Raw genomic sequence first — 26,863 nt, 5'->3', positions numbered from 1 at the left:
CGCCGTGTGTGCTGCGCGGCTCATAGGATGGTTGCCGGATTGATCTGGACGGTGGCCTTGCCCGTAAGCTGCTTCGGCGTGACCAAACCGAGCAAGGGCAACGACGGAACCAACGGATGCGCCTGGTATGGATAGGTCACCGTGACCGTCACGCAATACATCGTCGGGTCGTAGCTGCAAGCGCCCGATACCGGCGTCGGTATCTGGACATTGGTCAGCCACGAAGTGAGGCCGACGGCGGTCGCCTTTGCCGCGCTCGCGCGGTCCGTCAGTGCCTGCGTGCCCGAACCGTTCGCCTCATAGACATAGTTCAGCGCGGAACGCGCACCCTCGGTCGCCGCGAGCGTCAGCCCCTGCTGAACCGCGAAGATCAGACCGAATGTCACGATCGCGTACAGAATCAGGAAAAACAGCGGAAATACCAGCGCAAACTCGACAGCAGTTGCCCCCTGCTCCCGCAAGCGCGCGCCCGGTCGATACTGTCGTTTCATCGCCCGCTCCAGGTCACCACGAGATAGGCCAGCCAAATTGCAGCGGGAATGACGAGACACGCCGCGTAAGGTGTCGAGCGCCGGCCACTGAGCGCCATTGCCGGCAATCCGCGCACCCACAACGCGCCAAGCGGAGTACGAGTGAGCAGCATCAACGCAAGCACGTGCAATCCGGCAGCAAGGCTGGCAATAACCCACAGCCAGAGCAATATCGGCAAACCGCACCACGCGCCGAGAACCGCAAACACCTTGACGTCCGCCGCGCCCATGAAGCGCATCGCAAAAAGCGGGAAAAAACTGACCAGACCGACCAGCATGCCGATCAATGACTGCCCGATTGAAATGCCAAACGGATTTGCGTTTATCAGTGAACTGACGAGCGCAACGACGCCTCCGCAGATGACCAGCGAATTCCGGACAAGCCGAAATCGAATATCACCGGCAGCAACAAGAGCGGCCCAGGCAAAAAAAAGGCTGGTGCTGACGAGATATGCCATATCGCAACCGACCGCGCATGCCCATGTAACGGCAAGCGAGCCGCAACCGCGGCCCGCCCGCCCCCAACGAACCGCAAAGGTCAGGGCAACGAACTGGCAATCGTGGAGAACAGAGCCGCGATCTTCGTGCCGATGGTCGTCACGCTGGTAATGATCAAGGCCGCAATCAGACCCGCAATCAGCCCATACTCGATCGCGGTAACCCCGTCTTCTTCCTTAAGGAAGCGCTTGATGAGTGCTTTCATTTTTTAATTCCTCGTGCCTGTATGTACTGTACGTTTTTTGGCCTTTTATACGTTGTACATCCCCGCATATCTGGCCCTTGCCCCACGTCGTTCGCTACTTCTATGTAACGTCGACCAGGTGCGCTTTCTTTATATGTCACCCCGAGGGGTATGTATCATGATTTGATGCAAGTTAACATTCGCGATAGTGATCCTCCTCGAACGTCGTGTACCAAACTGTACATTTGCTTACACCTGCTCCCGATTCTATCTCCGAACCTATTTAACTTCCAACCTCTTTTAAGACCGGATCGAAAAAACTTTCCGCGAGCACACCGTATTTGTACGGCGTTTCGGTACGACTTACACATAGGATTAACGATAGGTTAGATGTGCACACCTAATCCACCAGTAAAACAATCAGGCCACCCGCCAGGCCGGCACGCGCACCCACGTTACGCCGCACGCGTAACGCCAATGGTGTGACGTTACGTTACGAAGCGACCGAAACCGTTCTCATCTAGCCGCTTTTAAAGAGTTTCAACAATCTTTCAATTTCCACAAATTCCTTTTCCGACAAGGAATTGCTGCGTTTAAAACCAATCGTCGAACCGTCATCGGTCGAAATGGCACGACAGTTGCAGAGTAATCCTCGCATCACTCAACACAACATCAGCTTCAATGCGAGGACGAAATGGACATTCAGGTTATCCCTCATGGCACGCTCCGGACGACTATGATCGCGGCCACCGTGGCAGCCATGCTTTCCCTCTCCGCCTGCGGCGGTTCCGGTTCCATCAGCAAGGGCATCAGCGGCGGCTCCAGCGGCGGCAGTGGCGATTCCATCTCCACGTCGGGCGGCGGCACCTCGGGCGGCACGTCCGGTTCGACGAGCGGCAGCACTTCGGGCAGCACCAGCGGCTCGACCAGTGGCTCGACGAGCGGCAGCACCAGCGGCTCGACGAGTGGAACGACCAGCGGGACGACCAGCGGAACCAGCAGCGGCACGAGCGGCACCTCCGGGGTGTCGTCGAATGCAGTGGGTAACCTCCTCGCAAACAACAGCAACCTCGTCACGAGCCTCGGCGGCACCGTGTCGAGCCTTGGCAGCGTCGTCGCGAGCCAGTCGCTGCCCGGCGTCAACCCGGGCACGACGCAGGCAGCAGGAAGCATCATCCAGAACGTCGGCGGCGCGGTCACGGCGCTCGGCAATGGTCTTGGCAACGGTCTGGGCCAGCTCGGCGCAGCGAAGGATCCGGTCGGCATCACCGTCGCCAGCACGGGCGGCGTCGTGAACCAGCTCGGCGGTGCGGTCACGCAGACCGGCAACCTCGTCACGAGTCTCGGCAACGGCCCGCTGTCGCCGCTCGCCCCCGTCACCGGTGCCGTCGGCGGCCTCGTGACGCAGGTCGGCAACGCGGTAGCGAACGGCGGCACCACGCTGTCCAACGTGCTGTCGACCGGTCCGATCCAGCAGGTCACGCAGACGGTCAGCTCGGCGATCACGCCGATCACGACGATGGTCGGTCAGACGACGCAGACGATCGGGACGGCCACCGGCCTCGGCGCCCCGGTCAATACGCTGCTCGGCACGATCGGCAACGGCCTGAACCAGGGCGGCGCAGTGATCGCATCGACCGGCGGCAACCCCGTCACGACCGGCCTCGGCAACACCGTTTCGTCGGCCGGCAATACCGTGAAGGCAGTGGGCGGCCTGCTCACGGGCAGCACCGGTGGCGTGACCAATCCGCTCGCACCGCTCACGGGCCTCCTCGGGAGCATTGGCGGCCTGGGCGGCGCAACGGGCGGCACCAGCGGCGGTCCGCTGGCTCCGGTCACCGGCCTCGTGTCGACCGTCACCGGCGCGCTGGGCGGCGCAGCGGGCGGCAGCCCCATCGCCTCCGTAACCAGCCTCGTCTCCACCGTCACCGGCGCACTCGGCGGAGCGGCAGGCGGCAGCGGCAGCCCCCTCGCCCCAGTAACCGGCCTCGTCTCCACCGTCACCGGCGCACTGGGTGGAGCGGCAGGCGGCAGCAGCGGCCCCCTCGCCCCCGTAACCGCCCTCGTCACCGGCGCCCTCGGCAGCGTAACGGCCGGCGGCAATCCCATTGCTGCTCCGGTTCCCGCCGTCACCAGCACGGCCGGCGCACCGGCACTGAGCGGCGGCACGGGCGCCGTCACGAACTCCGGCTCGGGCTCGAACCTGCTCGCACCCGTCACGTCGCTGATTGGCGGCCTGCTCGGCGCCACGCACAAGTAACCCGACACCCATTCATCGACAAGACAGCGAGGAGTCCATCATGTCCCAGCAACGCTCCATCACGACGTTCGCCCTGCGCCAATGGCGCGCTCCCCTCACCGCCCTGGCCGCAGCCTGCCTGCTGTCCGCCTGCGGCGGCAACAGCGTCAGCACGCCACCGACCAGCAGCAACGGCGGCAGCTCGAGTGGCACGAGCGGTACCAGCGGAACGAGCGGCACCAGCGGCTCGCCCAACGCCACCAAGGGCGCTGTCACCACGCTCGGCCAGACCGCGACCGATCTCGGCAGCACGATCGGCAACGTCAGCGTCCCGGGCCTCGGCGACGGCGTGACGAAGGGCGTCGGCAGCACCGTCTCGAGCACCGGCACGATCATCAACGCGGCCGCCGATGCGTTGAGCAACGGGCTTGGGAAGACCGGCTCGATCCAGGATCCGGTCGGCACGACGGTCGCCGGTCTCGGCAACGTCGTCGGCGCGACGAGCAACACCGTGTCCGGCCTCAGTTCGACGGTCAAGGCACTCGGCACCGGCCAGCTCGCGCCGCTCGCGCCTGTCACGACGCCGGTCGGCACCGTGCTCGACACCGTCGCCAACGGCCTGTCGGCCGCCGGCACGACGATCGGCTCGACGCTGTCGTCGGGCGCCGTGCAGCAAGTGACGCAACCGCTCAGCTCGGCGATCACGCCGCTGGTGATCACCGCCGGCCAGGTCACGCAGCAGGTCGGCACGACCACCGGCCTCGGACAACCCGTGTCGGGCCTGCTGGGTCAGATCGGCGGTGCAATCAGCTCGGCCGGCAAGCAGGTCGCCGGCACGTCGAACCAGCCGCTCGTCGGCGACGTCGGCCAGCTCGTGACCTCGGTCGGCAATACCGTGACCAACGCGGGCGGCCTCGTGAACCCGAACGGCCCGAATGGCGCCGCACCGATTCCCGGCCTGATCACGAGCCTCGTCGGCGGCTCGACCGCGACCGTCCCGAGCGGTTCGTCGTCGGGCTCCAGCTCGACGAACCCGCTGGGCGGCCTGTTGTCGGGCCTCGGCTCGACGCCGCTCGGTTCGCTCACGGGTGCGGTCGGCGGTGCCACGGGCAGCGCGGGCAGCAACCCGCTCGCGCCGGTCACGGGCCTCGTATCGACGGTGACGGGCACGCTCGGCGGCGCAACGGGTGGCGCAGGCGGGGCAAATCCTCTCGCGCCCGTCACCGGTTTGCTGAATACTGTCACCGGAGCAGTCGGCGGTGCGGCGGGGTCCGGGGCTTCGTCGAATCCGCTCGCGCCGGTCACATCGCTCGTCGGCGGCGCGACGGGTGCGGCATCGTCAGGCGGCTCGACGGGGCTCCTCGCGCCGGTAACGGGACTGTTGGGCACGCTGGGCAGCGTCGGCAAGTAAGGAGGACGGTCGCGCCTTTGCAGCCGGAGCGGAAGGCGCGGCCGTACAAGCACAACCGGCAATGCGGCACGCGGCGCGCGACACCCTGTGTGTCGCGCGAGCGCATAACAAAGAAGACGAAAAGCAAGGCCTACGAGGAAGAACAATGAAATCCAGACTCGACAGTTGGATGATGCTGCTCGCCATCGCGGCAGCAGGCACGGCACACGCGCAGACACGCGCGGCAGGTAACCCGCTCGATTCCCTCCCGCAGATCAACGCACCGAAAACAGGCCCGAGCGTCACCGTGCAGGTCGCGCCGCAGGCACCGCAGCTACAGGAGCTGCTGTCGCGGCACCTGACGCCGACGACCTTCCAGGTCGAAGGCGTGAAGTCGGTGCCGTTCGACGAAATCTCGCGTCGCTTCACACCTCTCGTCGGCAAGGACATCACGATCGGCGAGCTGATCGAAACCGCCAACGGCGTGACCAAGCTGTACCAGGATCGCGGCTATGCGCTGTCGTTCGCGTTCATTCCCGCGCAGACGTTCGAGAACGGCGTGGTGCGCGTCACGGTCGTCGAAGGCTACGTGTCGGACGTGAAGGTCACCGGCAAGCCCGGCGCAATGGAATCGAAGATCCGCGCGATCGCCGCGCACATCACGGCCGACCGCCCGCTGCGGCGCGCAACGTTCGAACGCTACGTGAATACGTTCGGACTGCTGCCGGGCGTCACGGTGAAGGCCAACGTGCCGCCGCCGCAAACAACCGACGGTGCAACGACGCTCGACCTGGACGTCGACCGCAAGGCGTTCAATGTCAGTACCGGCATCGATTTCAATCACCCGGGCGTGCAGGGTCTCATCACCGCGACGGAGAACGGCCTCACGTCGTTCGGCGAGCAACTGAGCATTTCCGCGCTGGTACCGCCGGGACGAGACAAGCAGACCTACGTCGCGTTCAGCGGCTCCGTGCCGGTCGGCAGCAGCGGCCTCGTCACGCGCCTCGACGCCAGCACCTATCGCGGCAAGCCGACCGACAACCCCGGCCTGCCGTCGTCGGTCGAGCGCACGGTCAAGAACGAGAAGCTCGGTCTTTCGGCATCCTATCCGTTGCTGCTGAACAACCAGCGCAGCCTGCTCGGCACCGTGTCGGGCTATGCGTCGCACAACGAGGACCGTTACCAGAGCAAGATCAACGGCAACAGCATCGACACGCGCTCGCAAGTTCGCGTGCTGCAGATGCAGCTCGATTACACGAGCGTGTCGGCCAAGCAGGTGCAGAAGCTGAGCGTCAATGTCGCAAAGGGTTTCAACATTCTGGGCGCGTCGAAAGCGCAGGACGTGACGATCGGCTCGAACACGACGTCGTCGGACAGCCCCGTTTCGCTGACGTTCGTGCGCACCGGCGCGACCTTCACGCAGACCAACGAATGGCCGTTCAAGATCGGCACGTCGGTCTCGCTCAGCGGCCAGTACAGCCCCGACTCGCTGCCGACGTCCGAGCAGGTCTCGTTCGGTTCGACGCGCTATGCACTCGGCTACCAGCCGGGCGAAACGTCAGGCGACTCGGGCTGGGGGATGTCGCTGGAGGTCAACCGCGGCTTCACGCCCGGCTGGACGTATATGAAGTCAGTCATACCGTACATCGCGTACGACATGGCGCGCGTGTATCTGCACACGGGTACGCCGTCGCCGAGTCGCCTGTCGTCGGTCGGTATCGGCGTGCGGTTTACGGACAGCCGCTACTACAGTCTCGATCTGAATATCGCGAAGCCGGTCGGCGACGCGCCGGTCGAAAGCGCATCGCGCAGCCCCCGCGTGAATGCGTCGTTCTCGTATCAGCTCAACTGATCGGACACCAAACAGCCCGCGTCTCGCGGGCTGTTTCGATTAGAGTCCCCTCTATCAAAACGCCGCGCGCGGTTTCACGTATTCTGGGAAAGCTCGCAACATGCCACCGCCCCATGCAGACGGTCGTGCGGGCACATCGAACACGACACGAAACAAGGAGGAAGACAATGATTCAACTGACCCGCCCGCTGCGTGCACTGGCCGTCGCAAGTGCGCTGCTCGCTTGTGCCGCTCCCACGTTCGCGCAAGCCGACAGCCCCATCGGCATGTGGCAGACGATCGACGACAACACGCATCAGCCGAAGGCGCTCGTGCAGATCGCCGATGACGGCGACGGTTCGCTGTCGGGCAAGGTCGTCAAGGGCCTCGGCGCCAACGACACGCCCGATCGCCGCTGCACCGCATGCACGGACGAGCGCAAGGATCAGCTCATCAAGGGCATGACGATCATCAAGGCGATGAAGAAGGACGGCGACCACTGGGACGGCGGCAACATTCTCGACCCGGAAAACGGCAAGGTCTACAAGTGCAAGATGGCGCTGGAAGACGGTGGCCAGAAACTCGTGGTGCGCGGCTACATCGGCGTATCGCTGCTCGGCCGGTCGCAGACATGGGTTCGCGCGCAATAACGCGGCATGCGTCGACATTCGTGACGCAATAAAAAATCGGCCTGCGACGACGTCGTCAGGCCGATTTTGTTTGGATGTCGACGTGAAGAAAACCGGTCGACATCACGCTGCGTGCTTCAGTGCATCCGGTGCACAGCCGCCCGGTGCGCGATACACCGGTGCCGCCGCACTCCGCACTTCCGCCGCCTTCGATTGCGCGTGCTTGCGCATCCGCGTGGACAGCTGGTTGCACAGTTTCACGCCTGCGTCGCCATACAACGCGTGCATCACCTGCATCAACGTGCCGGTCTCGTGCCACACCTTGAAGCGGCGATGGCACGTTTGGTACGACGGGTAGCGACGCGGCATCGCGGACCACGTCGCGCCGCTATAAATGACCCAGAGTACGCCGTTCAGGACGGCGCGCGTGTTGGCCAATGGTCGACCGCGCAACTCGGTGCGCGGTTGCATGTCAGGAAGAAGCGGTACGACGCAGCGCCACTCCTGGTCGGTCAGATCGCGATACGGTGTCATGGACATCTCCAGCCTTAGGAACCATGACACAACGATATCGGCCGACCTCAACGGTGAACATAAGACAAGTCCGAAAATACCCCGAGATTGCGAGAATTTGACCGGAATTGACGTTTGAAGTCCGGCACTTGCCGGCAACTGCGATCAGGTCAGCGAGGTATCGACGATGCGACGCGGCGTTTCGAGGTACTCCTTCGACTGCATCTCGACGATCCGCGACACCGTGCGCGCGAACTCGTTCGCCATCGGCCCTTCGATGTACAACTGCTCCGCCGGCACCGCAGCAGACATCAGCAGCTTCACCTTGTGGTCGTACAGCACGTCGATGAGCCACGTGAAGCGCCGTGCCTCGGACGCCATCCGCGGCGACATCTGCGGCACCTCCGACAACACGATCGCGTGGAAACGGCTGGCCAGCTCGAGATAGTCGTTCTGCGAACGTGGGCCGCCGCACAGCGTCGCGAAATCGAACCAGACCACCCCGTCGGCCTTGCGCAGCGCCTTCAGTTCGCGCTTCTCGATGTGCAGGAGCGGGCTTTCGTCCGGCACCGCGGCGAGCTTCGCGAACGCATGACGCAGTTCGCGATCGGCGTCCGCGCCGAGCGGCGTGTGATACATCCGCACCTGCGCGAGCGTACGCTGGCGATAGTCGACACCCGCGTCGACGTTCAGCACGTCGAGCTTTTCCTTGATCAGCGCGATCGCCGGCAGCATGCGGTCGCGATGCAGGCCATCGGGATACAGATCGTCGGGATCGTAGTTGGACGTCATCACGAACTGCACGCCGTTGTTGAACAGGCGATCGAGCAGCCGGTACAGGATCATCGCGTCCGCGATGTCCGACACGTGGAATTCGTCGAAGCAGATCAGCCGGTAGCGCTTCGCGATGCGTCGTGCAAGCTCGTCGAGCGGATCGGCCTGCCCTTTCAGTTCCTCGAGTTCGCGGTGCACTTCGCGCATGAATTCGTGGAAATGCAGACGCGTCTTGCGCTGCACGGGCACCACCGCGTAGAAGCTGTCCATCAGGAAGCTCTTGCCGCGGCCCACCCCACCCCACATGTACACGCCACGCGGCAGGTCCGGATGATTGATGAGCTTCTTGAACGCGTTCGAGCGGCGCGCCTTGTACTCGACCCATTCGTCGAAGCAGTATTGCAGGCGATCGACGGCCGCGCGCTGGGCGGGATCGGACTGATAGCCGCGCGTGGTCAATTCGCGCGTGTAGTATTCGGTGACGTTCATCGGGCAAACCGGAAAAAACGAAGGCGGGCGGGAAACCCCGCCCGCCTTCGTCATGAGACGGCTGCGCCGGCCGATGGCCGGCCGGCGCTAGACCGCGCTCAGCTGTTCAGCGAGCGCTTGTCGACGGCGAGCGCCGCTTCGCGCATCACTTCCGACATCGACGGGTGCGGATGGCAGATGCGGGCGATGTCTTCCGACGCCGCCTTGAATTCCATCGCCACCACGGCTTCCGCGATCAGGTCCGACGCGTTCGCCGCGATCACGTGCACGCCGAGCAGTTCGTCGGTCTTCGCATCCGCGATCATCTTCACGAAGCCGTCCGGTGCGTTCATGCCGAGCGCACGGCCGTTGATCGAGAACGGGAACTTGCCCGACTTGATCTCGCGGCCTTCGGCCTTCAGCTGCTGTTCCGTCTTGCCGACCCATGCGATTTCCGGGTACGTGTAGATCACCCACGGAATGCAGTTGTAGTCGATGTGCGGCTTCTGGCCGTCGATCACTTCCGCGACCAGCACGCCTTCGTCTTCCGCCTTGTGCGCGAGCATCGGGCCACGCACCACGTCGCCGATCGCGTAGACGTTCGGCACGGCCGTACGGCAGTGATCATCCACGTCGATGAAGCCGCGCTCGTTCGCCTTCAGGCCGATTGCCTCGAGGCCGAGGTTATCGGTGTTCGGCACGCGGCCGACCGACACGATCAGGCGGTCGGCGTCGAGCGTCTGCGCGTTGCCGTCCTTGTCCGTGTAAGCGATCGACACGCCGTCGGCGGTCGTCTTCACGTCGCCGATCTTCACGCCGAGATGGATGTCGAGGCCCTGCTTCTTGAACAGCTTGGCCGCTTCCTTCGCGAGCGCTTCGTCGGCAGCGCCGAGGAATGCCGGCAACGCTTCGAGTACCGTCACTTCGGCACCCAGGCGACGCCACACCGAGCCCAGCTCGAGGCCGATCACGCCCGCGCCGATCACGGCGAGCTTCTTCGGCACCGTGTCGAACGTCAGCGCGCCTTCGTTGTCCGACACGATCTTGTTGTCGACCGGGATGTTCGGCAGGTGACGCGCCTTCGAACCCGTCGCGATGATCACGTTCTTCGCGGTGACGACTTCGGCTTCGCCTTCGCCGCTCACTTCGATCTGCACGCCGGCGTCGGTCTTGCCGGTGAACTTGCCATGGCCCTTCAGCCAGGTGATCTTGTTCTTCTTGAACAGGAACTCGATCCCGCTCGTCATCTTCTCGACGATCGCATCCTTGCGGCCGAGCATCTTCGCGACGTCGATCTTCACGCCGTCGACCGTGATGCCGTGGTCGGCCAAGTGATGCGACGTGTTCTCGAACTCTTCCGACGACGCGAGCAGTGCCTTCGACGGAATGCAGCCGACGTTCAGGCAGGTGCCGCCGAGCTTCAGCGCGCCGGCCGGGTTCTTCCACTTCTCGATACAGGCAACGGTCTTGCCGAGCTGCGCGGCGCGAATCGCGGCGATGTAGCCGCCGGGTCCGGCGCCGATCACGACGACGTCAAATTCCTTGGACATGACAATCCTTTCTACTTGTACGCCCGCAGGTTCGCGCGTGCGCGCGAACCTGCGGAACGGGTCAATGCAGTGAGACTCGGCTTACAGGTCGAGCAGCAGGCGTGCCGGATCTTCCAGCGCGTCCTTCATCGCGACGAGCGACAGGACGGCTTCGCGGCCGTCGATGATCCGGTGGTCGTACGACAGTGCCAGGTAGTTGATCGGACGGATCACGATCTGGCCGTTTTCGACAACCGGGCGCTCCTTCGTCGCGTGCACGCCGAGGATGGCCGACTGCGGCGGGTTGATGATCGGGGTCGACAGCATCGAGCCGAACACGCCGCCGTTCGAGATCGAGAACGTACCGCCCGTCATTTCCTCGATCGACAGCTTGCCGTCCTTCGCCTTCTGGCCGAATTCGGCGATCTTCTTCTCGATCTCGGCGAGGCTCAGCTGATCCGCGTTGCGCAGGATCGGCACGACCAGGCCGCGCGGCGAACCGACCGCGATACCGATGTCGAAGTAGCCGTGGTAGACGATGTCGTTACCGTCGATCGACGCGTTCACCAGCGGGAACTTCTTCAGCGCGTGCACGGCCGCCTTCACGAAGAACGACATGAAGCCGAGCTTCACGCCATGTTCCTTCTCGAACTTGTCCTTGTACTTGTTGCGCAGCTCCATGACCGGAGCCATGTTCACTTCGTTGAACGTCGTCAGGATCGCGTTGGTCTGCTGCGACTCGAGCAGACGCTCGGCGATACGCGCACGCAGGCGCGACATCGGTACGCGTTGTTCCGGACGATCGTTCAGCCACGTCGCCGCGGACGCCGGCACCTTCACTTCCGGCAACGACGGCTTCGCAGCGGCGGTCTTCGCCGGTGCGGCGGCCGGAGCAGCCTTCGGTGCGCTGCCTGCGGCCAGCGCGTCGCCCTTGGTGACGCGGCCGTCGCGGCCCGAACCTGCGACGTCGCCTGCCGACAGGCCCTTCTCGGCCAGCAGCTTCGACGCGGCCGGCGATGCGGCTGCCGACGATGCGGTTGCGGCGGCAACCGGCTGTGCTGCCGGTGCGGCTGCAGCAGGCGCTGCCGCCGGCTTCACTTCGGCGGCGCCTGCCGCTGCTTCGGCAGCACCTGCCTTCGCTTCGGTGTCGATCGTCGCGATGATCTGGTCGGCAACGACCGTGTCACCGTCGTTCTGCAGCACTTGCGCGAGCACGCCCGCTGCCGGCGCCGGCACTTCGAGGACGACCTTGTCGGTCTCGAGTTCGATCAGGATTTCGTCCTGCGCGACTGCTTCGCCCGGCTTCTTCTTCCACTGCAGCATGGTGGCTTCCGACACCGACTCCGACAGCTGGGGGACTTTGACTTCTACGATAGCCATGTGATTTTCCTGGATGCTTAATCTGGGGTGTGACGAGGTTCGTGCGATTCCTTTGGCCGATGCGCCGCGCGACGCGCGCGGGCGGCCAAAAGAGACGGGAAAGCGCGGTGCGCCTTCCCGTTTCGCTTGCCGTCGGTTATTTCGCGATCGATGCGCTCTTCAGGCGGCCGAATGCACCTTCGATGAGGGCCTTCTGCTGCTCGTAGTGCTTCGCGTAGTAGCCAACCGCCGGCGAGGCCGAAGCCGGACGGCCGCTGTACGCCAGCTTCTGCCCTTCCTTCATGCCTTCCTTCAGGTGGTGCTCGACGTAGAACCAGGGGCCCTGGTTCTGCGGCTCGTCCTGCACCCAGACCACTTCAGTCGCGTTCTCGTACTTCTTCATTTCGGCTTCGAACTGCTTGTGCGCGAACGGATAGAGCTGCTCGATACGGATGATCGCGACGTCGTTCGCCTTCGCTTCGCGGCGATGCGCGACGAGGTCGTAATACACGCGGCCCGAGCATGCCAGCACGCGCTTGACCTTCTTCGCGTCGATGCCGCCGTCGGTTTCGCCCAGCACCGGCTGGAACGAGCCCTTCGCGAGTTCGGACAGGTCCGACACCGCTTCCTTGTGGCGCAGCAGCGACTTCGGCGTTGCGACGATCAGCGGCTTGCGGAACAAGCGGATCATCTGGCGACGCAGCAGGTGGAAAATCTGCGCCGGCGTCGTCGGCTGGACCACTTGCATGTTGTGGTCGGCACACAGTTGCAGGAAACGCTCGATACGCGTCGACGAGTGTTCCGGACCCTGGCCTTCGTAGCCGTGCGGCAGCAGCATCGTGAGACCCGACACGCGGCCCCACTTCACTTCGCCCGACGAGATGAACTGGTCGATCACGACCTGCGCACCGTTCACGAAGTCACCGAACTGGGCTTCCCACAGCACGAGCGTGTTCGGCTCGGCGGTCGAGTAACCGTATTCGAAGCCCAGCACCGCTTCTTCCGACAGCACCGAGTCGATCACCGTGAACTTCGCCTGACCGTCGGCGATGTTCTGCAGCGGCACGTACGTGCCGTCGTTCCAGCGCTCGCGATTCTGGTCGTGCAGCACCGCGTGACGGTGCGTGAACGTGCCGCGGCCCGAGTCCTGGCCCGTCAGGCGCACCGAGTAGCCCGATGCGACGAGCGACGCGAATGCGAGGTGTTCGCCCATGCCCCAGTCGAGCGGCTGGTCGCCGCGCGCCATGTTGCGGCGGTCGTTGATCACGCGCTCGACGAGCGGGTGAACCTTGAAGTTTTCCGGGACCGTCGTGATGCGTTCGCCCAGGCGCTTCAGTTCGGCGAGCGGCACGGCCGTGTCGGCTGCGTCCGTCCACTTGCGGTTCAGGAACGGAACCCAGTCGACCGCGTACTTGCTCTTGTAGTTCGACAGGACCGGATCGACGGTGTGGTGGCCGTCGTCCATCGCCTTGCGGTACGCCTTCACGAAGTTGTCGGCGTCTTCCGCGGTGATCACGCCCTGCTGCACGAGCTTCTCGGCGTACAGCGCACGGGTGCCCGGGTGCTGCGCGATCTTCTTGTACATCAGCGGCTGCGTGACCGCCGGCGTGTCCTGCTCGTTGTGACCCAGCTTGCGGAAGCAGACGATGTCGATCACGACATCCTTGTGGAACTGCATCCGATAGTCGATCGCGATCTGGATCGCGAGCACGACAGCTTCCGGATCGTCGCCGTTCACGTGCAGCACCGGCGCTTCGATCATCTTGACGACGTCGGTACAGTACAGCGTCGAGCGCGCGTCGCGCGGGTCGGACGTCGTGAAGCCGATCTGGTTGTTGATGACGATATGCAGCGTGCCGTGCGTGCCGTAACCGCGCGTCTGCGCGAGGTTCAGCGTTTCCATCACGACGCCTTGGCCAGCGAAGGCCGCGTCGCCGTGGATCTGCACCGGCAGCACTTGCAGGCCGTCTTCGTCGCCGCGACGGTCCATCCGCGCCTTCGCGGAACCTTCGACCACCGGGTTCACGATTTCGAGGTGCGACGGGTTGAACGCGAGCGACAGGTGGACCGGGCCGCCTTCCGTCGACACGTCCGACGAGAAGCCCTTGTGGTACTTCACGTCGCCTGCCGGCAGGTCGTCGACGTGCTTGCCTTCGAATTCGGCGAACAGGTCGGCCGGCATCTTGCCCAGCGTGTTGACCAGCACGTTCAGACGGCCGCGGTGAGCCATGCCGATGATGATTTCCTGCACGCCGCTCTTGCCCGCGTGCTGGACGACTTCGTCCATCGCCGCGATGAAGCTTTCGCCGCCTTCGAGCGAGAAGCGCTTCTGGCCGACGTACTTGGTGTGCAGGTAGCGCTCGAGGCCTTCGGCGGCCGTCAGGCGATTCAGGATGTGCTTCTTCTTGTCGATCGAGAAGGCCGGCGTCGCGCGGGTCGACTCCAGGCGCTCCTGCCACCAGCGCTTCTGTTCCGGATCGCTGATGTACATGAACTCGGCGCCGATCGTGCCGCAGTACGTGTCACGCAGGCCCTTGACGATGTCGCGCAGCGAAGCCTGGTCGAAACCGAAATACAGGTTGCTTGCGCTGTACGTCTGGTCGAGGTCGCCTTCGGAGAAGTCATAGAAAGCGGGTTCGAGTTCGGGGATGGCCGGACGTTCGCGACGCTTCAGCGGATCGAGGTTGGCCCATTGCGAGCCGAGGAAGCGATAGGCGCTGATGAGCGACTGGACGTGAACCTGCTTGCGCGCGGTTGCCAGGTTGCTCGTGCTTTCGCGCGGGATGAAGGCGTTGGCCTTCGCGCGCTCGGCGAACGATTCGACGATCGGGAAGTGAGCGACGTCATTGGCGTTCGAGCCGTCGGTTGCAGGGACGTTCTGCAGCGCGTCGAAATACTCTCGCCAGTTCTCCGGCACCGATGCCGGATTGTTGAGGTATGCATCGTACAGTTCTTCAACGTACGAAGCATTGCCGCCGAACAGATAGGAGTTCAGCTGAAACTGCTTCATTACATCTGACATTTTACGCTCACCTTTCTTCGAGCTTCTCGAGAAATAGCGGGTTACTCAACCTTCCGCGACACGGCCTGACCGTTTAGCGGATTGCGAATCAAGTCTTGCTTGGAAGGACCTAAAACTTGCGTGCGCGCAGCATATCACAGAACCGTTACCGGGGTTCACGCCGAAACGTGCCTGAAAGCACCGTACGACGGGGTTTTGCCGGATTGCCACGACCATCGGGAACAGTGTTTTGCGGGCTGCCCGGTTGCGCATCGCGCAGATGCAAAAAAGGCTGCCCGAAGGCAGCCTCTTTCGTGATGCACAGGAACGATCGATGCTTAGTCAACCGCGCCTTCGCGGCTCGCGCGGCGACGCTCGTGCTCCTTCAGGAAGCGCTTGCGCAGGCGGATCGACTGCGGCGTCACTTCGACGAGTTCGTCGTCGTCGATGAACTCGACCGCGTATTCGAGCGACATCTGGACCGGCGGCACCAGACGCACGGCTTCGTCGGTACCCGACGCACGCACGTTGGTCAGCTGCTTGCCCTTGATCGGGTTCACGACGAGGTCGTTGTCGCGGCTGTGGATGCCGATGATCATGCCCTCATACAGCGCGTCGCCCGGCTTCACGAACATGCGGCCGCGATCCTGCAGCTTCCACAGTGCGTAGGCCACTGCCGCGCCGTCGTCCTGCGAAATCAGCACGCCGTTGCGGCGCTCGAAGACCGAGCCGTCCTTGACCGGTGCGTACGAGTCGAAGATGTGGCTCATCAGGCCCGTGCCGCGCGTGAGCGTCAGAAATTCGCTCTGGAAGCCGATCAGGCCACGCGCCGAGATCTTGTACTCCAGACGCGTGCGGCCGCGGCCGTCCGACGCCATGTCGAGCATCTCGCCCTTGCGGCGGCCGAGCTCTTCCATCACGCCGCCCTGGTGTTCGTCTTCGACGTCGACCGTCAGCAGCTCGTACGGCTCGTGGCGCACGCCGTCGATTTCCTGCATCACGACGCGCGGACGCGACACGGCCAGCTCATAGCCTTCACGGCGCATGTTCTCGACGAGAATCGTCAGGTGCAGTTCGCCGCGGCCCGACACTTCGAACACCGTTTCGTCGCCGGTATCCTTAACGCGCAGCGCGACGTTGTGATTCAGTTCCTTCATCAGACGGTCGCGGATCTGGCGGCTCGTCACGAACTTGCCTTCGCGGCCTGCCAGCGGCGACGAGTTCACGAGGAAGTTCATCGTCAGCGTCGGCTCGTCGACGGTGATCATCGGCAGCGCTTCCGGCGTGTCGACCGCGCAGATGGTCGCGCCGATGCCGACGTCTTCAATACCGTTGATCAGCACGATGTCGCCCGCTTCCGCCGACTCCACCTGCACGCGCTCGAGGCCCTTGAACGACAGCACCTGGTTGATCTTGCGGTTCAGCACGTCGCCTTCCGGGCCGAAGCGCATCACGACCGGCTGGCCCGGCTTGATGCGGCCGCGCGTGATACGGCCGACGCCGATCCGGCCGACGTACGTCGAAAAGTCGAGCGACGTGATCTGCAGCTGCAGCGGCGCTTCCGGATCGGCCGGGCGAACCGGCACGTGAGCGAGGATCGCCTCGAACAGCGGGCGCATGTCGCCTTCGCGGGCGGCCGGGTCGAGCGACGCGTAGCCGTTCAGGCCCGATGCGTAGACGATCGGGAAGTCGAGCTGCTCTTCAGTCGCGCCGAGCTTGTCGAACAGGTCGAAGGTCTGGTTGATCACCCAGTCGATCCGCGCGCCCGGACGATCGATCTTGTTGATGACGACGATCGGCTTCAGGCCGAGCGCGAGCGCCTTCTTCGTGACGAAGCGCGTCTGCGGCATCGGGCCTTCGACGGCGTCGACCAGCAGCAGCACCGAGTCGACCATCGACAGCACACGCTCCACTTCGCCGCCGAAGTCCGCGTGCCCCGGCGTGTCGACGATGTTGATGTGCGTGCCTTCGTATTCGACCGCGCAGTTCTTCGCGAGAATCGTGATCCCGCGCTCTTTTTCGATGTCGTTCGAGTCCATCACTCGCTCGGCAATCTGCTGGTTCTCGCGGAAAGTGCCGGACTGGCGGAGCAGTTGGTCGACGAGCGTGGTCTTGCCGTGGTCGACGTGAGCGATGATGGCGATATTGCGAAGGGCGCGGGTCATAGAAACCTGAAATCGTTGAACGCGCAAACGCGCACGCTCGTCTGTCACCGGGACACGTGCGCGCGCGTTGCAGCTTGGAAACCGCAAATTATAGCACGTGAGAATGTCGAAAGCCCGACGGCAGTTGTAACGCGACGCACGGCGCGCCCCTGCCCGCGCACCGGAGCCGCAAGCCGGCCGGCCGACACCGCTGCCGACGCCCCCAAAACCCTGCCGCTGGCAAGGGAATTTCGTCGTACGAAGCGGGCACTCGCCCGTTCGATTAATATTTGCCGCGGCAAGCATATAGCGCCTATACTGCTGCCTAGTCAACTATTGCAGCTTCAGGGTTTTATGTCGGATTCTCCTTCCCAACCGCCCGTTTCGCCGCTGTCCACGTATCAGATGAACGACAGCGTCGGCTATCTGATGTCGCGTGTGAAGTCGGTCATGACCAACCTCGTCACGCAGCGCACGCAGGAAGAGCTCGGCATTACCGGGACCCAGGCGAGCATGCTGTTCATGATCGCGGTCGGCAAATGCTCGACGGCCGCCGAACTCGCGCGGGAATACGGGATCGACGCGAGCGCGGTCACGCGCCTGCTCGATCGTGTCGAGAAACGCGGCCTGCTGTCCCGCGTGCGCAGCATCGAGGATCGGCGGGTCGTGCGCCTCGAACTGACCGACGAAGGCCGCGCGCTTGCCGAGCGGTTGCCGCCGGTATTCCGCAGCGTGCTCGACGAGTTGCTCGACGGATTTACGCCCGAAGAAGTCGGTTTCCTGAAGAGCATGCTGCGCCGCATTCTCAGCAACTATTGCGAGAACGCCGGCGGCAGCATCACGTAATAGTTGCCATAACAATAACTTTTGACAGATTAATGTAAGGAAATCCTTGCAGTGTCCATCATTCATTCCGAGTCAGGGAACAGCGCGATGAAATCCTCCCCGTTGTCCGTGCGCGCCGGGTCGTGCCGCGCCGCCGTCGCTGCCGCGGTGGCCGCGCTCGCGCTGGCGGGCTGCGCAAACTACATCGGCATCAAGAGCGACAAGCAGATCGCTCCCGCGTCGCAATTCGAAACGGCCCAGAGCCTGCCGGCCCAAGGCGGCCAATGGCCGGCGCTCGACTGGGCGAACCAGTTCGGCGATCCGCAGTTGCCGAAGCTGATCGACGAGGCGCTCCAGGGCAGCCCGTCGATCGCGCAGGCGCAGGCGCGCATCGCGAAGGCGTCGTCGTACATCGAAACGTCGCGCTCGAACCTGATGCCGAAGGCCGAAGCCAGCTACTCGTGGACGCGCGAGCTGTATTCGTCGAACGCGCTGTTCCCGCCCCCGTACGGCGGCCAGTGGTATAGCGAGAACAACGCGCTCGCGAGCGCGTCGTGGGATCTCGACCTGTGGGGCAAGAACCGCGAGCGGCTGCACACGGCCGTGTCGCAGGAAAAGGCCGCCGAAGCCGACATGCAGCAGGCGCGCATCACGCTCGCGTCGTCGGTCGCGCGCACCTACAACTCGCTCGCGCAGCTGTATGCGCTGCGCGACATCGCGCAGCGCGAGATCGACAACCGCCAGACGGTCGGCAAGATCACCGACGGCCGCGTGTCGGCCGGCCTCGACACCAACGTGGAACGCCAGACCGCACGCGGCAACATCGCGACGACGCAAGCGTCGCTGTCCGACCTCGACGGCCAGATCACGACCGTGCGCTACCAGCTCGCCGCGCTGCTCGGCAAGGGGCCGGACCGCGGCCTGCAGATCGCCGCGCCGGTGGTGAACCCGACCGCCGAAGTCGCGCTGCCCGGCAACCTGCCGGCCGACCTCGTGTCGCGCCGCCCCGACATCGTGGCCGCGCGCTGGCAGGTCGAGGCCGCGATGCACGACGTAAAGGAAGCGAAGGCCGAGTTCTTCCCCGACGTGAACCTCACGGCCGGGTTCGGCTTCGATGCGTTCGGCTGGGGCAAATTCCTGAATTTCGCGAGCCGCCAGGCGCAGTTCGGCCCGGCCATCCACCTGCCGATCTTCGATGCCGGCGCGTTGCGTGCGCAGCTCAAGGGCCGCTATGCGGACTTCGACCTGTCGGTCGCGAACTACAACCAGACGCTGATCAGCGCGCTGAACGACGTCGCGACGCAGGTCGCGTCGATCCGCGCGGTCGATCGCCAGATGGACGACGCACAGCGCGCGCTCGACGCGTCGACGCGTGCGTACGACCTCGCCGTGATCCGCTACAAGGCCGGCCTGTCGCCGCAGCTGCAGGTGCTGACCGCTGACAGCAACCGCCTCGCAGCGGAACAGACGGTGACCAACCTGAAGATGCGCCGGCGCGACATGCAGCTCGCGCTGATCAAGGCGCTCGGCGGCGGGTTCGACGCGACCGGCACGCGGCTCGCCGCGCCCGACGCCGACCGGCAGACCCGACAGGCCGCCAACTGATCCGGCGCCACCACTACGCAGACACTCGAAATAACGGACGGAGAAAATCGCCATGAGCGACCCTCAACAAAACGCCGCCAGCGCACAGTCGCAGAACAACGGGAAGCGCAAACGGATGATGACGCTGCTGATCGCGGTCATCGTGATCGCGGCCATCGCGTACGGTCTGTACTACTTCCTCGTCGCACGGTTCCATGAAGAGACGGACGACGCGTACGTCAACGGCAACGTCGTGCAGATCACGCCGCAGGTCACGGGCACCGTGATCGCCGTGAAGGCCGACGATACGCAGACGGTCAAGGCCGGCGATCCGCTCGTCGTGCTCGACCCGGCCGACTCGCAGGTCGCGCTGCAGCAGGCCGAAGCCAACCTCGCGCAAACGGTGCGCCAGGTGCGCGGCCTGTTCGTCAACGACGACCAGTACCGCGCGCAAGTCGCGCTGCGCCAGTCCGACCTGTCGAAGGCGCAGGACGATCTGCGTCGCCGCGTGGCCGTCGCGCAGACGGGCGCCGTGTCGCAGGAAGAAATCTCCCATGCACGCGACGCCGTGCGCGCCGCGCAGGCATCGGTCGACGCCGCGCAACAGCAGCTCGCATCGAACCGCGCACTCACCGCGAACACGACGATCGCATCGCACCCGAACGTGATGGCCGCGGCAGCAAAAGTTCGCGACGCATACCTCGCGAACGCGCGTAACGTGCTCCCCGCGCCGGTCACCGGCTATGTCGCGAAGCGCTCGGTGCAGGTCGGCCAGCGCGTGTCGCCGGGCAACCCGCTGATGTCGGTCGTGCCGCTGAACGCGGTGTGGGTCGACGCGAACTTCAAGGAAGTCCAGCTCAAGCACATGCGCATCGGCCAGCCGGTCGAACTGACGGCCGATATCTACGGTTCGTCGGCGGTCTACCACGGCAAGGTGGTCGGCTTCTCGGCCGGCACGGGCTCGGCGTTCTCGCTGCTGCCCGCGCAGAACGCCACGGGTAACTGGATCAAGGTCGTGCAGCGCCTGCCGGTGCGTATCGAGATCGATCCGAAGGAGCTCGAGAAGCACCCGCTGCGCATCGGCCTGTCGATGCAGGTCGACGTCGACATCAAGGACGAGCGCGGCGACCAGCTCGCCAACGCGCAGAACACGGTCTACGAGACCAACGTGTTCGCGAAGTACGGCGACGAAGCCGACGCCGAGATCGCGCGCATCATCGCCGAGAACGCCGGCGGCAACGCGCCGGCACCGGCCGCGGCGAAGTCGAACACCGCCGCGAAGATGATGTAACCGTCCGACTCCGGAAAAACTACCGACATGGCACAGGCTCCTGTCTCCCACCCGCCGCTGCAAGGCGGGCAACTCGTGCTCGGGACGATCGCGGTATCGCTCGCGGTGTTCATGAACGTGCTCGACACGTCCATCGCGAACGTCGCGATCCCGACCATCTCGGGCGACCTCGGCGTGTCGTCCGACCAGGGTACGTGGGTCATCACGTCGTTCGCGGTCGCGAACGCGATCTCCGTGCCGCTGACGGGCTGGCTGACCGACCGCTTCGGCCAGGTTCGCCTGTTCCTCGCGTCGATCATCCTGTTCGTCATCTCGTCGTGGATGTGCGGGCTGGCGCCGAGCCTGCCGTTCCTGCTCGCGTCGCGCGTGCTCCAGGGCGCGGTCGCGGGGCCGATGATCCCGCTGTCGCAATCGCTGCTGCTGTCGAGTTATCCGCGTGCGAAGGCGCCGATGGCACTCGCGCTGTGGTCGATGACGACGTTGATCGCGCCGGTCGCGGGCCCGATCCTCGGCGGCTGGATCTCGGACAACTACTCGTGGCCGTGGATCTTCTACGTGAACATCCCGGTCGGCATCGCCGCCGCGCTGGCCACGTGGTCGATCTATCGCACGCGCGAATCGACGGTGCGCCGTGCGCCGATCGACGGTGTCGGCCTCGCGCTGCTGGTGCTGTGGGTCGGCTCGCTGCAGATCATGCTCGACAAGGGCAAGGATCTGGACTGGTTCGCATCGACGACGATCGTCGCGCTCGCGCTCATCGCGATCATCTCGTTCGCGTTCTTCGTGATCTGGGAGCTGACCGCCGAACATCCGGTCGTCGACCTGTCGCTGTTCCGCATGCGCAACTTCACGGGCGGCACGATCGCGCTCTCGGTCGGCTACGGGCTCTACTTCGGCAACCTCGTGCTGCTGCCGCTGTGGCTGCAGACCCAGATCGGCTACACCGCAACCGACGCCGGCCTCGTGATGGCGCCCGTGGGCCTGTTCGCGATCCTACTGTCGCCGCTGACCGGCAAGTTCCTGCCGCGCACGGACCCGCGCTACATCGCGACCGCCGCGTTCCTGATATTCGCGCTGTGTTTCTGGATGCGCTCGGGCTACACGACCGGCGTCGACGAATGGTCGCTGACGTTGCCGACGCTCGTGCAAGGCATCGCGATGGCCGGCTTCTTCATCCCGCTCGTGTCGATCACGCTGTCCGGCCTGCCCGGCCACCGCATTCCCGCGGCGTCGGGCCTGTCGAACTTCGTGCGGATCATGTGCGGCGGCATCGGCACGTCGATCTTCCAGACCGCGTGGGATCACCGGAACAACTTCCACCACGCGCAACTGGTCGAGCAGACCAACCCGTACAACCCGACGTTCAACCAGGCCGTCACGCAGATGCGCAACCTCGGGCTGACGCAGGACCAGGCGCACGGCCTGATCAACAACATGGCCACGCAGCAGGCCGCGCAACTCGGCGTGAACGATCTGTTCTACATCTCGGCGGCGATCTTCGTGCTGCTGATCGGGCTGATCTGGATCACGAAGCCCGAACGCGCGGGCGGCGGCGATGCGGGTGCGGCGGCATCGGCTGCACACTGAGCACGGCGCTCGACTGAGACCGTGCGCCCCAAAGAAAATGCCCGGTCGAATCGACCGGGCATTTTTTTCGTTACGACGACGGCGCTTGCGCGCCGCGCATCATGCGGCCGTCACGACGAGGCGTTCGGGCGCGAGCACGCCATTGACCTTGCGCGCCACGCCGAGCAGTCGCTGCGCGTCGTACACGCGCACACGCTCGCCCTCGGCTGCGTCGATCGAATCGAGCGCCGACAGCGGCAGGCGCTGGCCGTGCAGGAAGCGCTTCGCGCTGGTTTCGTCGAGACGCACGAGCGGAAACGTCGACAGCAATGCGTCGACCGGCTGAAGCCACGCGTCGCGCGCGCCTTCCGCGGCGTCGGACAGCGCGTCGAGCGTCACCGCGTGCTCGAGCGTCAGCGCGCCGACACCCGTGCGGCGCAGCATCGTCAGATGCGCGCCGCAGCCGAGGGCTTCGCCGATATCTTCGGCCAGCGTTCGCACATACGTGCCCTTGCTGCAGGTCACGCGAAACGTCACGTCCGGCAACTCGCAGGCCAGCAGATCGAGCGCATGGATCGTCACGTTGCGACCTTCCCGTTCGACGGTCTGGCCGGCGCGCGCATATTCGTACAGCGGCTTGCCGTCGCGCTTGAGCGCCGAATACATCGGCGGCACCTGCACGATCTCGCCGGTAAAGCGCGCGAGTGCGGCCTCGACCGCCGCACGATCGCATGCGACCTCGCGCGTATCGAGCACATCGCCCTCCGCATCGCCGGTGGTCGTGCGCACGCCGAGACGCATCGTCGCTTCGTAGGTCTTGTCCGCTTCCAGCAAGTCCTGCGAAAACTTCGTCGCTTCGCCGAAACACAGCGGCAGCAGGCCCGAAGCCAGCGGATCGAGCGTGCCGGTATGACCGGCTTTCTTCGCGAGCAGCAGGCGCTTCGCGCGAATCAGTGCGTCGTTGCTCGACAGGCCGACCGGCTTGTCGAGCAGGAGCACACCGTCCAGCGCGCGCCGCGGCACGCGTGGACGTTGGGGAGCTGCAGTCGTCATAGGGCGCGCGCGCTCAATCGTCCTTCGCGGGGGCGTCGGCTTCGTCGTCGTCCTTCGCGCGCGTCGAGTTGGCTTCCTTGATCAGGCGCGACATCTCCACGGCCTTTTCGATCGTCTGGTCGTAATGGAAATGCAGCGTCGGCACCGTATGAATGTGCAGACGCTTGAACAGCAGGTTGTGCAGGTGGCCCGATGCGTGGTTCAGCGCTTCCTGCGTCTTGTCGGGATCGCCGGTGAGTGCCGTGAAATAGACCTTCGCATGCGCGTAGTCGGGCGTGAGTTCCACGCTCTGGATGGTCACGATGCCGATGCGCGGGTCTTTGACCTCGCGCATGATGAGTTCGGACAGATCGCGCTGAATCTGATCGGCAATCTGAACGTTGCGATTGGGGGAAGTACGCTTCCTGGACATGATCGATCCGTGATCCGTTTATCAGGATAAAGGGGCGCGCCATTAGCACGCCACCATGAAAATGGGCGGGACAGGCCCAAAGCCTGCCCCGCCCCATGAGCCGTTACGCGACGATTACAGCGTCCGTGCGACTTCGGTCACTTCGAAGACTTCGAACTGGTCGCCTTCGACGATGTCGTTGAAGTTCTTCACCGACATGCCGCACTCGAAGCCTTGCTTGACTTCCTTCACGTCGTCCTTGAAGCGCTTCAGCGATTCGAGTTCGCCCGTGAAGATCACGACGTTGTTGCGCAGCACGCGAACCGACGACGAGCGCTTGACGATACCGTCGGTGACCATACAGCCGGCGACCGTGCCGATCTTCGGCACCTTGAACACCTGGCGCACCTCGACCATGCCGGTGATGACTTCGCGCTTCTCCGGCGCGAGCATGCCCGACATTGCCGCCTTCACCTCATCCACTGCGTCGTAGATGATGTTGTAGTAACGGATGTCGATGCCGTTCGACTCGGCCAGCTTGCGCGCCTGAGCATCCGCACGCGTGTTGAAGCCGATGATGACCGCCTTCGATGCCGTTGCCAGGTTGACGTCGTTTTCGCTGATGCCGCCCACCGCGCTGTGCACGATCTGCACGCGCACTTCGTCGGTCGACAGCTTGAGCAGCGACTGCACGAGCGCTTCCTGCGAGCCCTGCACGTCCGCCTTGATGATGAGCGGCAGGTTCTGCACTTCGCCTTCGCCCATCTGCTCGAGCATGCTTTCCAGCTTCGCGGCCTGCTGCTTCGCCAGCTTGACGTCGCGGAACTTGCCCTGGCGGAACAGCGCGATTTCGCGCGCCTTGCGCTCGTCCGGCAGCACGATCACTTCCTCGCCTGCACCCGGCACTTCCGACAGACCCTGGATTTCGACCGGGATCGACGGGCCGGCTTCCTTCGTCGGCTTGCCGTTCTCGTCGAGCATTGCCCGCACGCGGCCGTAAGCCGTGCCTGCGAGGACGATGTCGCCGCGGTTCAGCGTACCGGACTGCACCAGGATCGTTGCGACCGGGCCCTTGCCCTTGTCCAGCTTCGCTTCGATCACGATGCCCTTCGCCGGCGCCTCGACCGGTGCCTTCAGTTCCAGCACTTCGGCCTGGAGCAGCACGTTCTCGAGGAGGTCGTCGATACCGACGCCCGTCTTCGCCGACACCGGCACGAACGGCGAATCGCCACCGTATTCTTCCGGCACGACGCCTTCAGCCACCAGTTCCTGCTTCACGCGATCCGTGTTCGCGTCCGGCTTGTCGATCTTGTTGATCGCCACGACGATCGGCACGCCACCGGCCCTCGCGTGAGCAATGGCTTCCTTCGTCTGCGGCATCACGCCGTCGTCGGCTGCCACCACCAGCACCACGATGTCGGTCGCCTTCGCGCCGCGTGCACGCATTGCCGTGAACGCTTCGTGACCCGGCGTATCGAGGAACGTGATGACGCCACGCGGCGTTTCGACGTGATATGCGCCGATGTGCTGCGTAATGCCGCCCGCTTCGCCCGCTGCAACCTTCGCGCGGCGGATGTGGTCGAGCAGCGAGGTCTTGCCGTGGTCGACGTGACCCATCACCGTGACGACCGGCGGACGCGGCAGCTGCTCCGCATCGGTAGTGGTCTCGCCTTCGACCAGCAGTGCTTCCGGATCGTCGAGCTTCGCGGCAACCGCGCGGTGGCCCAGTTCCTCGACGACGATCATCGCCGTTTCCTGGTCCAGCACCTGGTTGATCGTGACCATCTGGCCCATCTTCATCATCACCTTGATGACTTCGGAGGCCTTGATCGACATCTTGTGCGCGAGATCGGCAACCGAGACGGTTTCCGGCACGTGCACTTCACGCACGATCGGTTCGGTCGGTGCCTGGAACGACGATGCGCTGTCCTGGTGACGGCCGCGACCCTTCGGGCCGCCGCGCCAGCCGCGGTCGACGCCGCCGCTCGAATCGCCACGCGTCTTGATGCCGCGACGCTTCGCTGCGTCGTCCTGCCAGCCGCCCTTGCCGCCGCCCGGCTTCTTGTTGCGGTCGCCCGCGCCTGCCGGTGCCTGCGTCGTCGTGGTTGCTGCGCCAGCCGGCTTCTTCACGGCCGGACGTGCCGGTGCAGCACCTGCCGGCTTGGCCGGCTTGTGCAGCGTGCCCTTCGCTTCGACCGGCTTCGGCGGTTCCACCGGCTTCGGCGGCTCGACTGCCTTGACCACGGCCTTGCGCGGCGTGTTCATCATTTCGCGGATCGCGCGTGCTTCGGCTTCTGCCGCCGCGCGACGCTTGCTGATCTCTTCCTGCTCGGCGCGCGCCTTGTCCGCGGCCTCGCGGGCAGCGTCCTCGGCCTTCTTCGCCGCTTCGCGCTGGGCCGCACGTTCGGCGGCCGCGCGTGCTTCATCCTGCGCGGACTGCGCACCGGCTGCTTCCTGCTGGGCCTCGGCGGCCTGCTGGGCAGCTGCCTGCTGTGCCGCTGCGGCTTCAGCCGCGGCACGCTTGGTCGCCGCTTCTTCCTCGGCGCGACGGCGCTGGGCTTCAGCCGCTTCCTCGCGCGCACGGCGCTCGGCTTCCTCGCGCTCGAGGCGTTCCTGGCGCTCGCGCAGTTCCTGCGCCTGCTTCTCGAGCAGCTCGGCCTCGCGGCGCGCTTCTTCCTCGCGACGCTTCAGTTCCGCATCGTCGTCCGCTTCGGCGACCTGCGCCTGACCCTGTTCCGCACCCTCGGCCACGTCGTCGCGCTTGACGAACGTACGCTTCTTGCGAACCTCGACCTGAATGGTGCGAGCCTTGCCCGTCGCGTCAGACTGCTTGATCTCCGACGTATGCTTGCGGGTCAGCGTGATCTTGCGCTTGTCGCCGTCGGTTGCGCCGTGCGACTTGCGCAAATGATCGAGCAGACGCGCCTTGTCCGTCTCGGACAGCGCATCGTCTTCACTCGCTTTCTGGACGCCCGCTGCCTGCAGCTGTTCGAGCAGCACACCAGCAGGCATTTTCAGTTCCGCGGCAAATTGGGCTACGTTGTTACTCGCCATTCATTCCTCT

At 64.7% G+C, this 26,863-nt stretch carries 20 protein-coding genes; 8 read left to right on the top strand and 12 right to left on the bottom strand.

Features of this window, described 5'->3' with window-relative positions:
• Positions 1 to 20 precede the first annotated feature (20 nt).
• The 3 genes from C7H84_RS17520 to C7H84_RS17510 all read right to left on the bottom strand — a co-directional run bounded on the left by C7H84_RS17520 (position 21) and on the right by C7H84_RS17510 (position 1,233).
• Positions 21 to 491, bottom strand: a complete 471-nt coding sequence (locus C7H84_RS17520) for a TadE/TadG family type IV pilus assembly protein (RefSeq protein ID WP_121859941.1) — start codon at positions 489 to 491, stop codon at positions 21 to 23.
• Positions 488 to 988 (bottom strand): prepilin peptidase, encoded by a 501-nt coding sequence (locus tag C7H84_RS17515; RefSeq protein WP_121859940.1) that lies wholly within the window; start codon positions 986 to 988, stop codon positions 488 to 490. The genes C7H84_RS17520 and C7H84_RS17515 overlap by 4 nt, the downstream gene beginning before the upstream one ends.
• 80 nt (positions 989 to 1,068) lie before the next feature.
• A complete protein-coding gene (locus C7H84_RS17510) occupies positions 1,069 to 1,233 on the bottom strand; it encodes a Flp family type IVb pilin (protein WP_011656702.1) in 165 nt (54 codons plus the stop codon).
• 673 nt (positions 1,234 to 1,906) lie between these two features.
• Between C7H84_RS17510 and C7H84_RS17500 the strand changes: the two genes are divergently transcribed.
• The 4 genes from C7H84_RS17500 to C7H84_RS17485 all read left to right on the top strand — a co-directional run bounded on the left by C7H84_RS17500 (position 1,907) and on the right by C7H84_RS17485 (position 7,322).
• Positions 1,907 to 3,472, top strand: coding sequence for a collagen-like triple helix repeat-containing protein (locus tag C7H84_RS17500; protein ID WP_121859939.1), 1,566 nt, complete (start codon positions 1,907 to 1,909; stop codon positions 3,470 to 3,472).
• Positions 3,473 to 3,512: 40 nt separating this feature from the next.
• A complete protein-coding gene (locus C7H84_RS17495; protein ID WP_121859938.1) occupies positions 3,513 to 4,862 on the top strand; it encodes a collagen-like triple helix repeat-containing protein in 1,350 nt (449 codons plus the stop codon).
• Positions 4,863 to 5,007: 145 nt separating this feature from the next.
• Positions 5,008 to 6,693, top strand: a complete 1,686-nt coding sequence (locus tag C7H84_RS17490) for a POTRA domain-containing protein (protein WP_121859937.1) — start codon at positions 5,008 to 5,010, stop codon at positions 6,691 to 6,693.
• A 167-nt stretch (positions 6,694 to 6,860) separates the two neighbouring features.
• Positions 6,861 to 7,322, top strand: a complete 462-nt coding sequence (locus C7H84_RS17485) for a DUF2147 domain-containing protein (protein WP_121859936.1) — start codon at positions 6,861 to 6,863, stop codon at positions 7,320 to 7,322.
• Positions 7,323 to 7,424: 102 nt separating this feature from the next.
• On the opposite strand, the gene C7H84_RS17480 is transcribed toward C7H84_RS17485, so the two are convergent.
• The 6 genes from C7H84_RS17480 to typA all read right to left on the bottom strand — a co-directional run bounded on the left by C7H84_RS17480 (position 7,425) and on the right by typA (position 17,110).
• Positions 7,425 to 7,835: a transposase gene (locus tag C7H84_RS17480; protein WP_162999297.1), complete on the bottom strand. Its 411-nt coding sequence runs from the start codon at positions 7,833 to 7,835 to the stop codon at positions 7,425 to 7,427.
• A gap of 144 nt (positions 7,836 to 7,979) precedes the next feature.
• Positions 7,980 to 9,077: a cell division protein ZapE gene (gene zapE / locus C7H84_RS17475; RefSeq protein ID WP_121859934.1), complete on the bottom strand. Its 1,098-nt coding sequence runs from the start codon at positions 9,075 to 9,077 to the stop codon at positions 7,980 to 7,982.
• Positions 9,078 to 9,175: 98 nt separating this feature from the next.
• Complete coding sequence (lpdA, locus tag C7H84_RS17470) at positions 9,176 to 10,606, bottom strand: dihydrolipoyl dehydrogenase (RefSeq protein ID WP_121859933.1); 1,431 nt, start codon at positions 10,604 to 10,606, stop codon at positions 9,176 to 9,178.
• Positions 10,607 to 10,687: 81 nt separating this feature from the next.
• Complete coding sequence (gene odhB, locus C7H84_RS17465) at positions 10,688 to 11,965, bottom strand: 2-oxoglutarate dehydrogenase complex dihydrolipoyllysine-residue succinyltransferase (RefSeq protein ID WP_121859932.1); 1,278 nt, start codon at positions 11,963 to 11,965, stop codon at positions 10,688 to 10,690.
• A gap of 136 nt (positions 11,966 to 12,101) precedes the next feature.
• Positions 12,102 to 14,966 (bottom strand): 2-oxoglutarate dehydrogenase E1 component, encoded by a 2,865-nt coding sequence (locus tag C7H84_RS17460; RefSeq protein WP_121859931.1) that lies wholly within the window; start codon positions 14,964 to 14,966, stop codon positions 12,102 to 12,104.
• A gap of 317 nt (positions 14,967 to 15,283) precedes the next feature.
• On the bottom strand, positions 15,284 to 17,110 hold the full coding sequence (gene typA, locus C7H84_RS17450) for a translational GTPase TypA (protein ID WP_121859929.1): 1,827 nt from the start codon (positions 17,108 to 17,110) through the stop codon (positions 15,284 to 15,286).
• Between the two features lie 333 nt (positions 17,111 to 17,443).
• Here typA and C7H84_RS17445 point away from each other — a divergent pair, with 333 nt between their 5' ends.
• The 4 genes from C7H84_RS17445 (at position 17,444) to C7H84_RS17430 (ending at position 22,376) form a co-directional block, all read left to right on the top strand.
• On the top strand, positions 17,444 to 17,935 hold the full coding sequence (locus C7H84_RS17445) for a MarR family transcriptional regulator (protein ID WP_121859928.1): 492 nt from the start codon (positions 17,444 to 17,446) through the stop codon (positions 17,933 to 17,935).
• Between the two features lie 87 nt (positions 17,936 to 18,022).
• Entirely contained in the window at positions 18,023 to 19,519 is a 1,497-nt protein-coding gene (locus C7H84_RS17440; RefSeq protein WP_121859927.1) for an efflux transporter outer membrane subunit, read from the top strand.
• A gap of 52 nt (positions 19,520 to 19,571) precedes the next feature.
• Entirely contained in the window at positions 19,572 to 20,789 is a 1,218-nt protein-coding gene (locus C7H84_RS17435; RefSeq protein WP_121859926.1) for an HlyD family secretion protein, read from the top strand.
• Positions 20,790 to 20,816: 27 nt separating this feature from the next.
• On the top strand, positions 20,817 to 22,376 hold the full coding sequence (locus C7H84_RS17430; RefSeq protein WP_121859925.1) for a DHA2 family efflux MFS transporter permease subunit: 1,560 nt from the start codon (positions 20,817 to 20,819) through the stop codon (positions 22,374 to 22,376).
• A 99-nt stretch (positions 22,377 to 22,475) separates the two neighbouring features.
• On the opposite strand, the gene truB is transcribed toward C7H84_RS17430, so the two are convergent.
• The 3 genes from truB to infB all read right to left on the bottom strand — a co-directional run bounded on the left by truB (position 22,476) and on the right by infB (position 26,853).
• Positions 22,476 to 23,408 (bottom strand): tRNA pseudouridine(55) synthase TruB, encoded by a 933-nt coding sequence (gene truB, locus C7H84_RS17425; RefSeq protein WP_121859924.1) that lies wholly within the window; start codon positions 23,406 to 23,408, stop codon positions 22,476 to 22,478.
• Between the two features lie 13 nt (positions 23,409 to 23,421).
• Complete coding sequence (gene rbfA, locus C7H84_RS17420) at positions 23,422 to 23,820, bottom strand: 30S ribosome-binding factor RbfA (protein WP_006495346.1); 399 nt, start codon at positions 23,818 to 23,820, stop codon at positions 23,422 to 23,424.
• Between the two features lie 114 nt (positions 23,821 to 23,934).
• Positions 23,935 to 26,853, bottom strand: a complete 2,919-nt coding sequence (infB, locus tag C7H84_RS17415) for a translation initiation factor IF-2 (RefSeq protein WP_121859923.1) — start codon at positions 26,851 to 26,853, stop codon at positions 23,935 to 23,937.
• Between the last annotated feature and the right edge of the window lie 10 nt (positions 26,854 to 26,863).

Origin of the sequence: Burkholderia sp. Nafp2/4-1b, from assembly GCF_003635165.1 — a bacterium.
In the GTDB taxonomy this organism is placed as follows: Bacteria; Pseudomonadota; Gammaproteobacteria; order Burkholderiales; family Burkholderiaceae; genus Burkholderia.
This window is presented reverse-complemented; position numbering and strand designations above follow the sequence as displayed.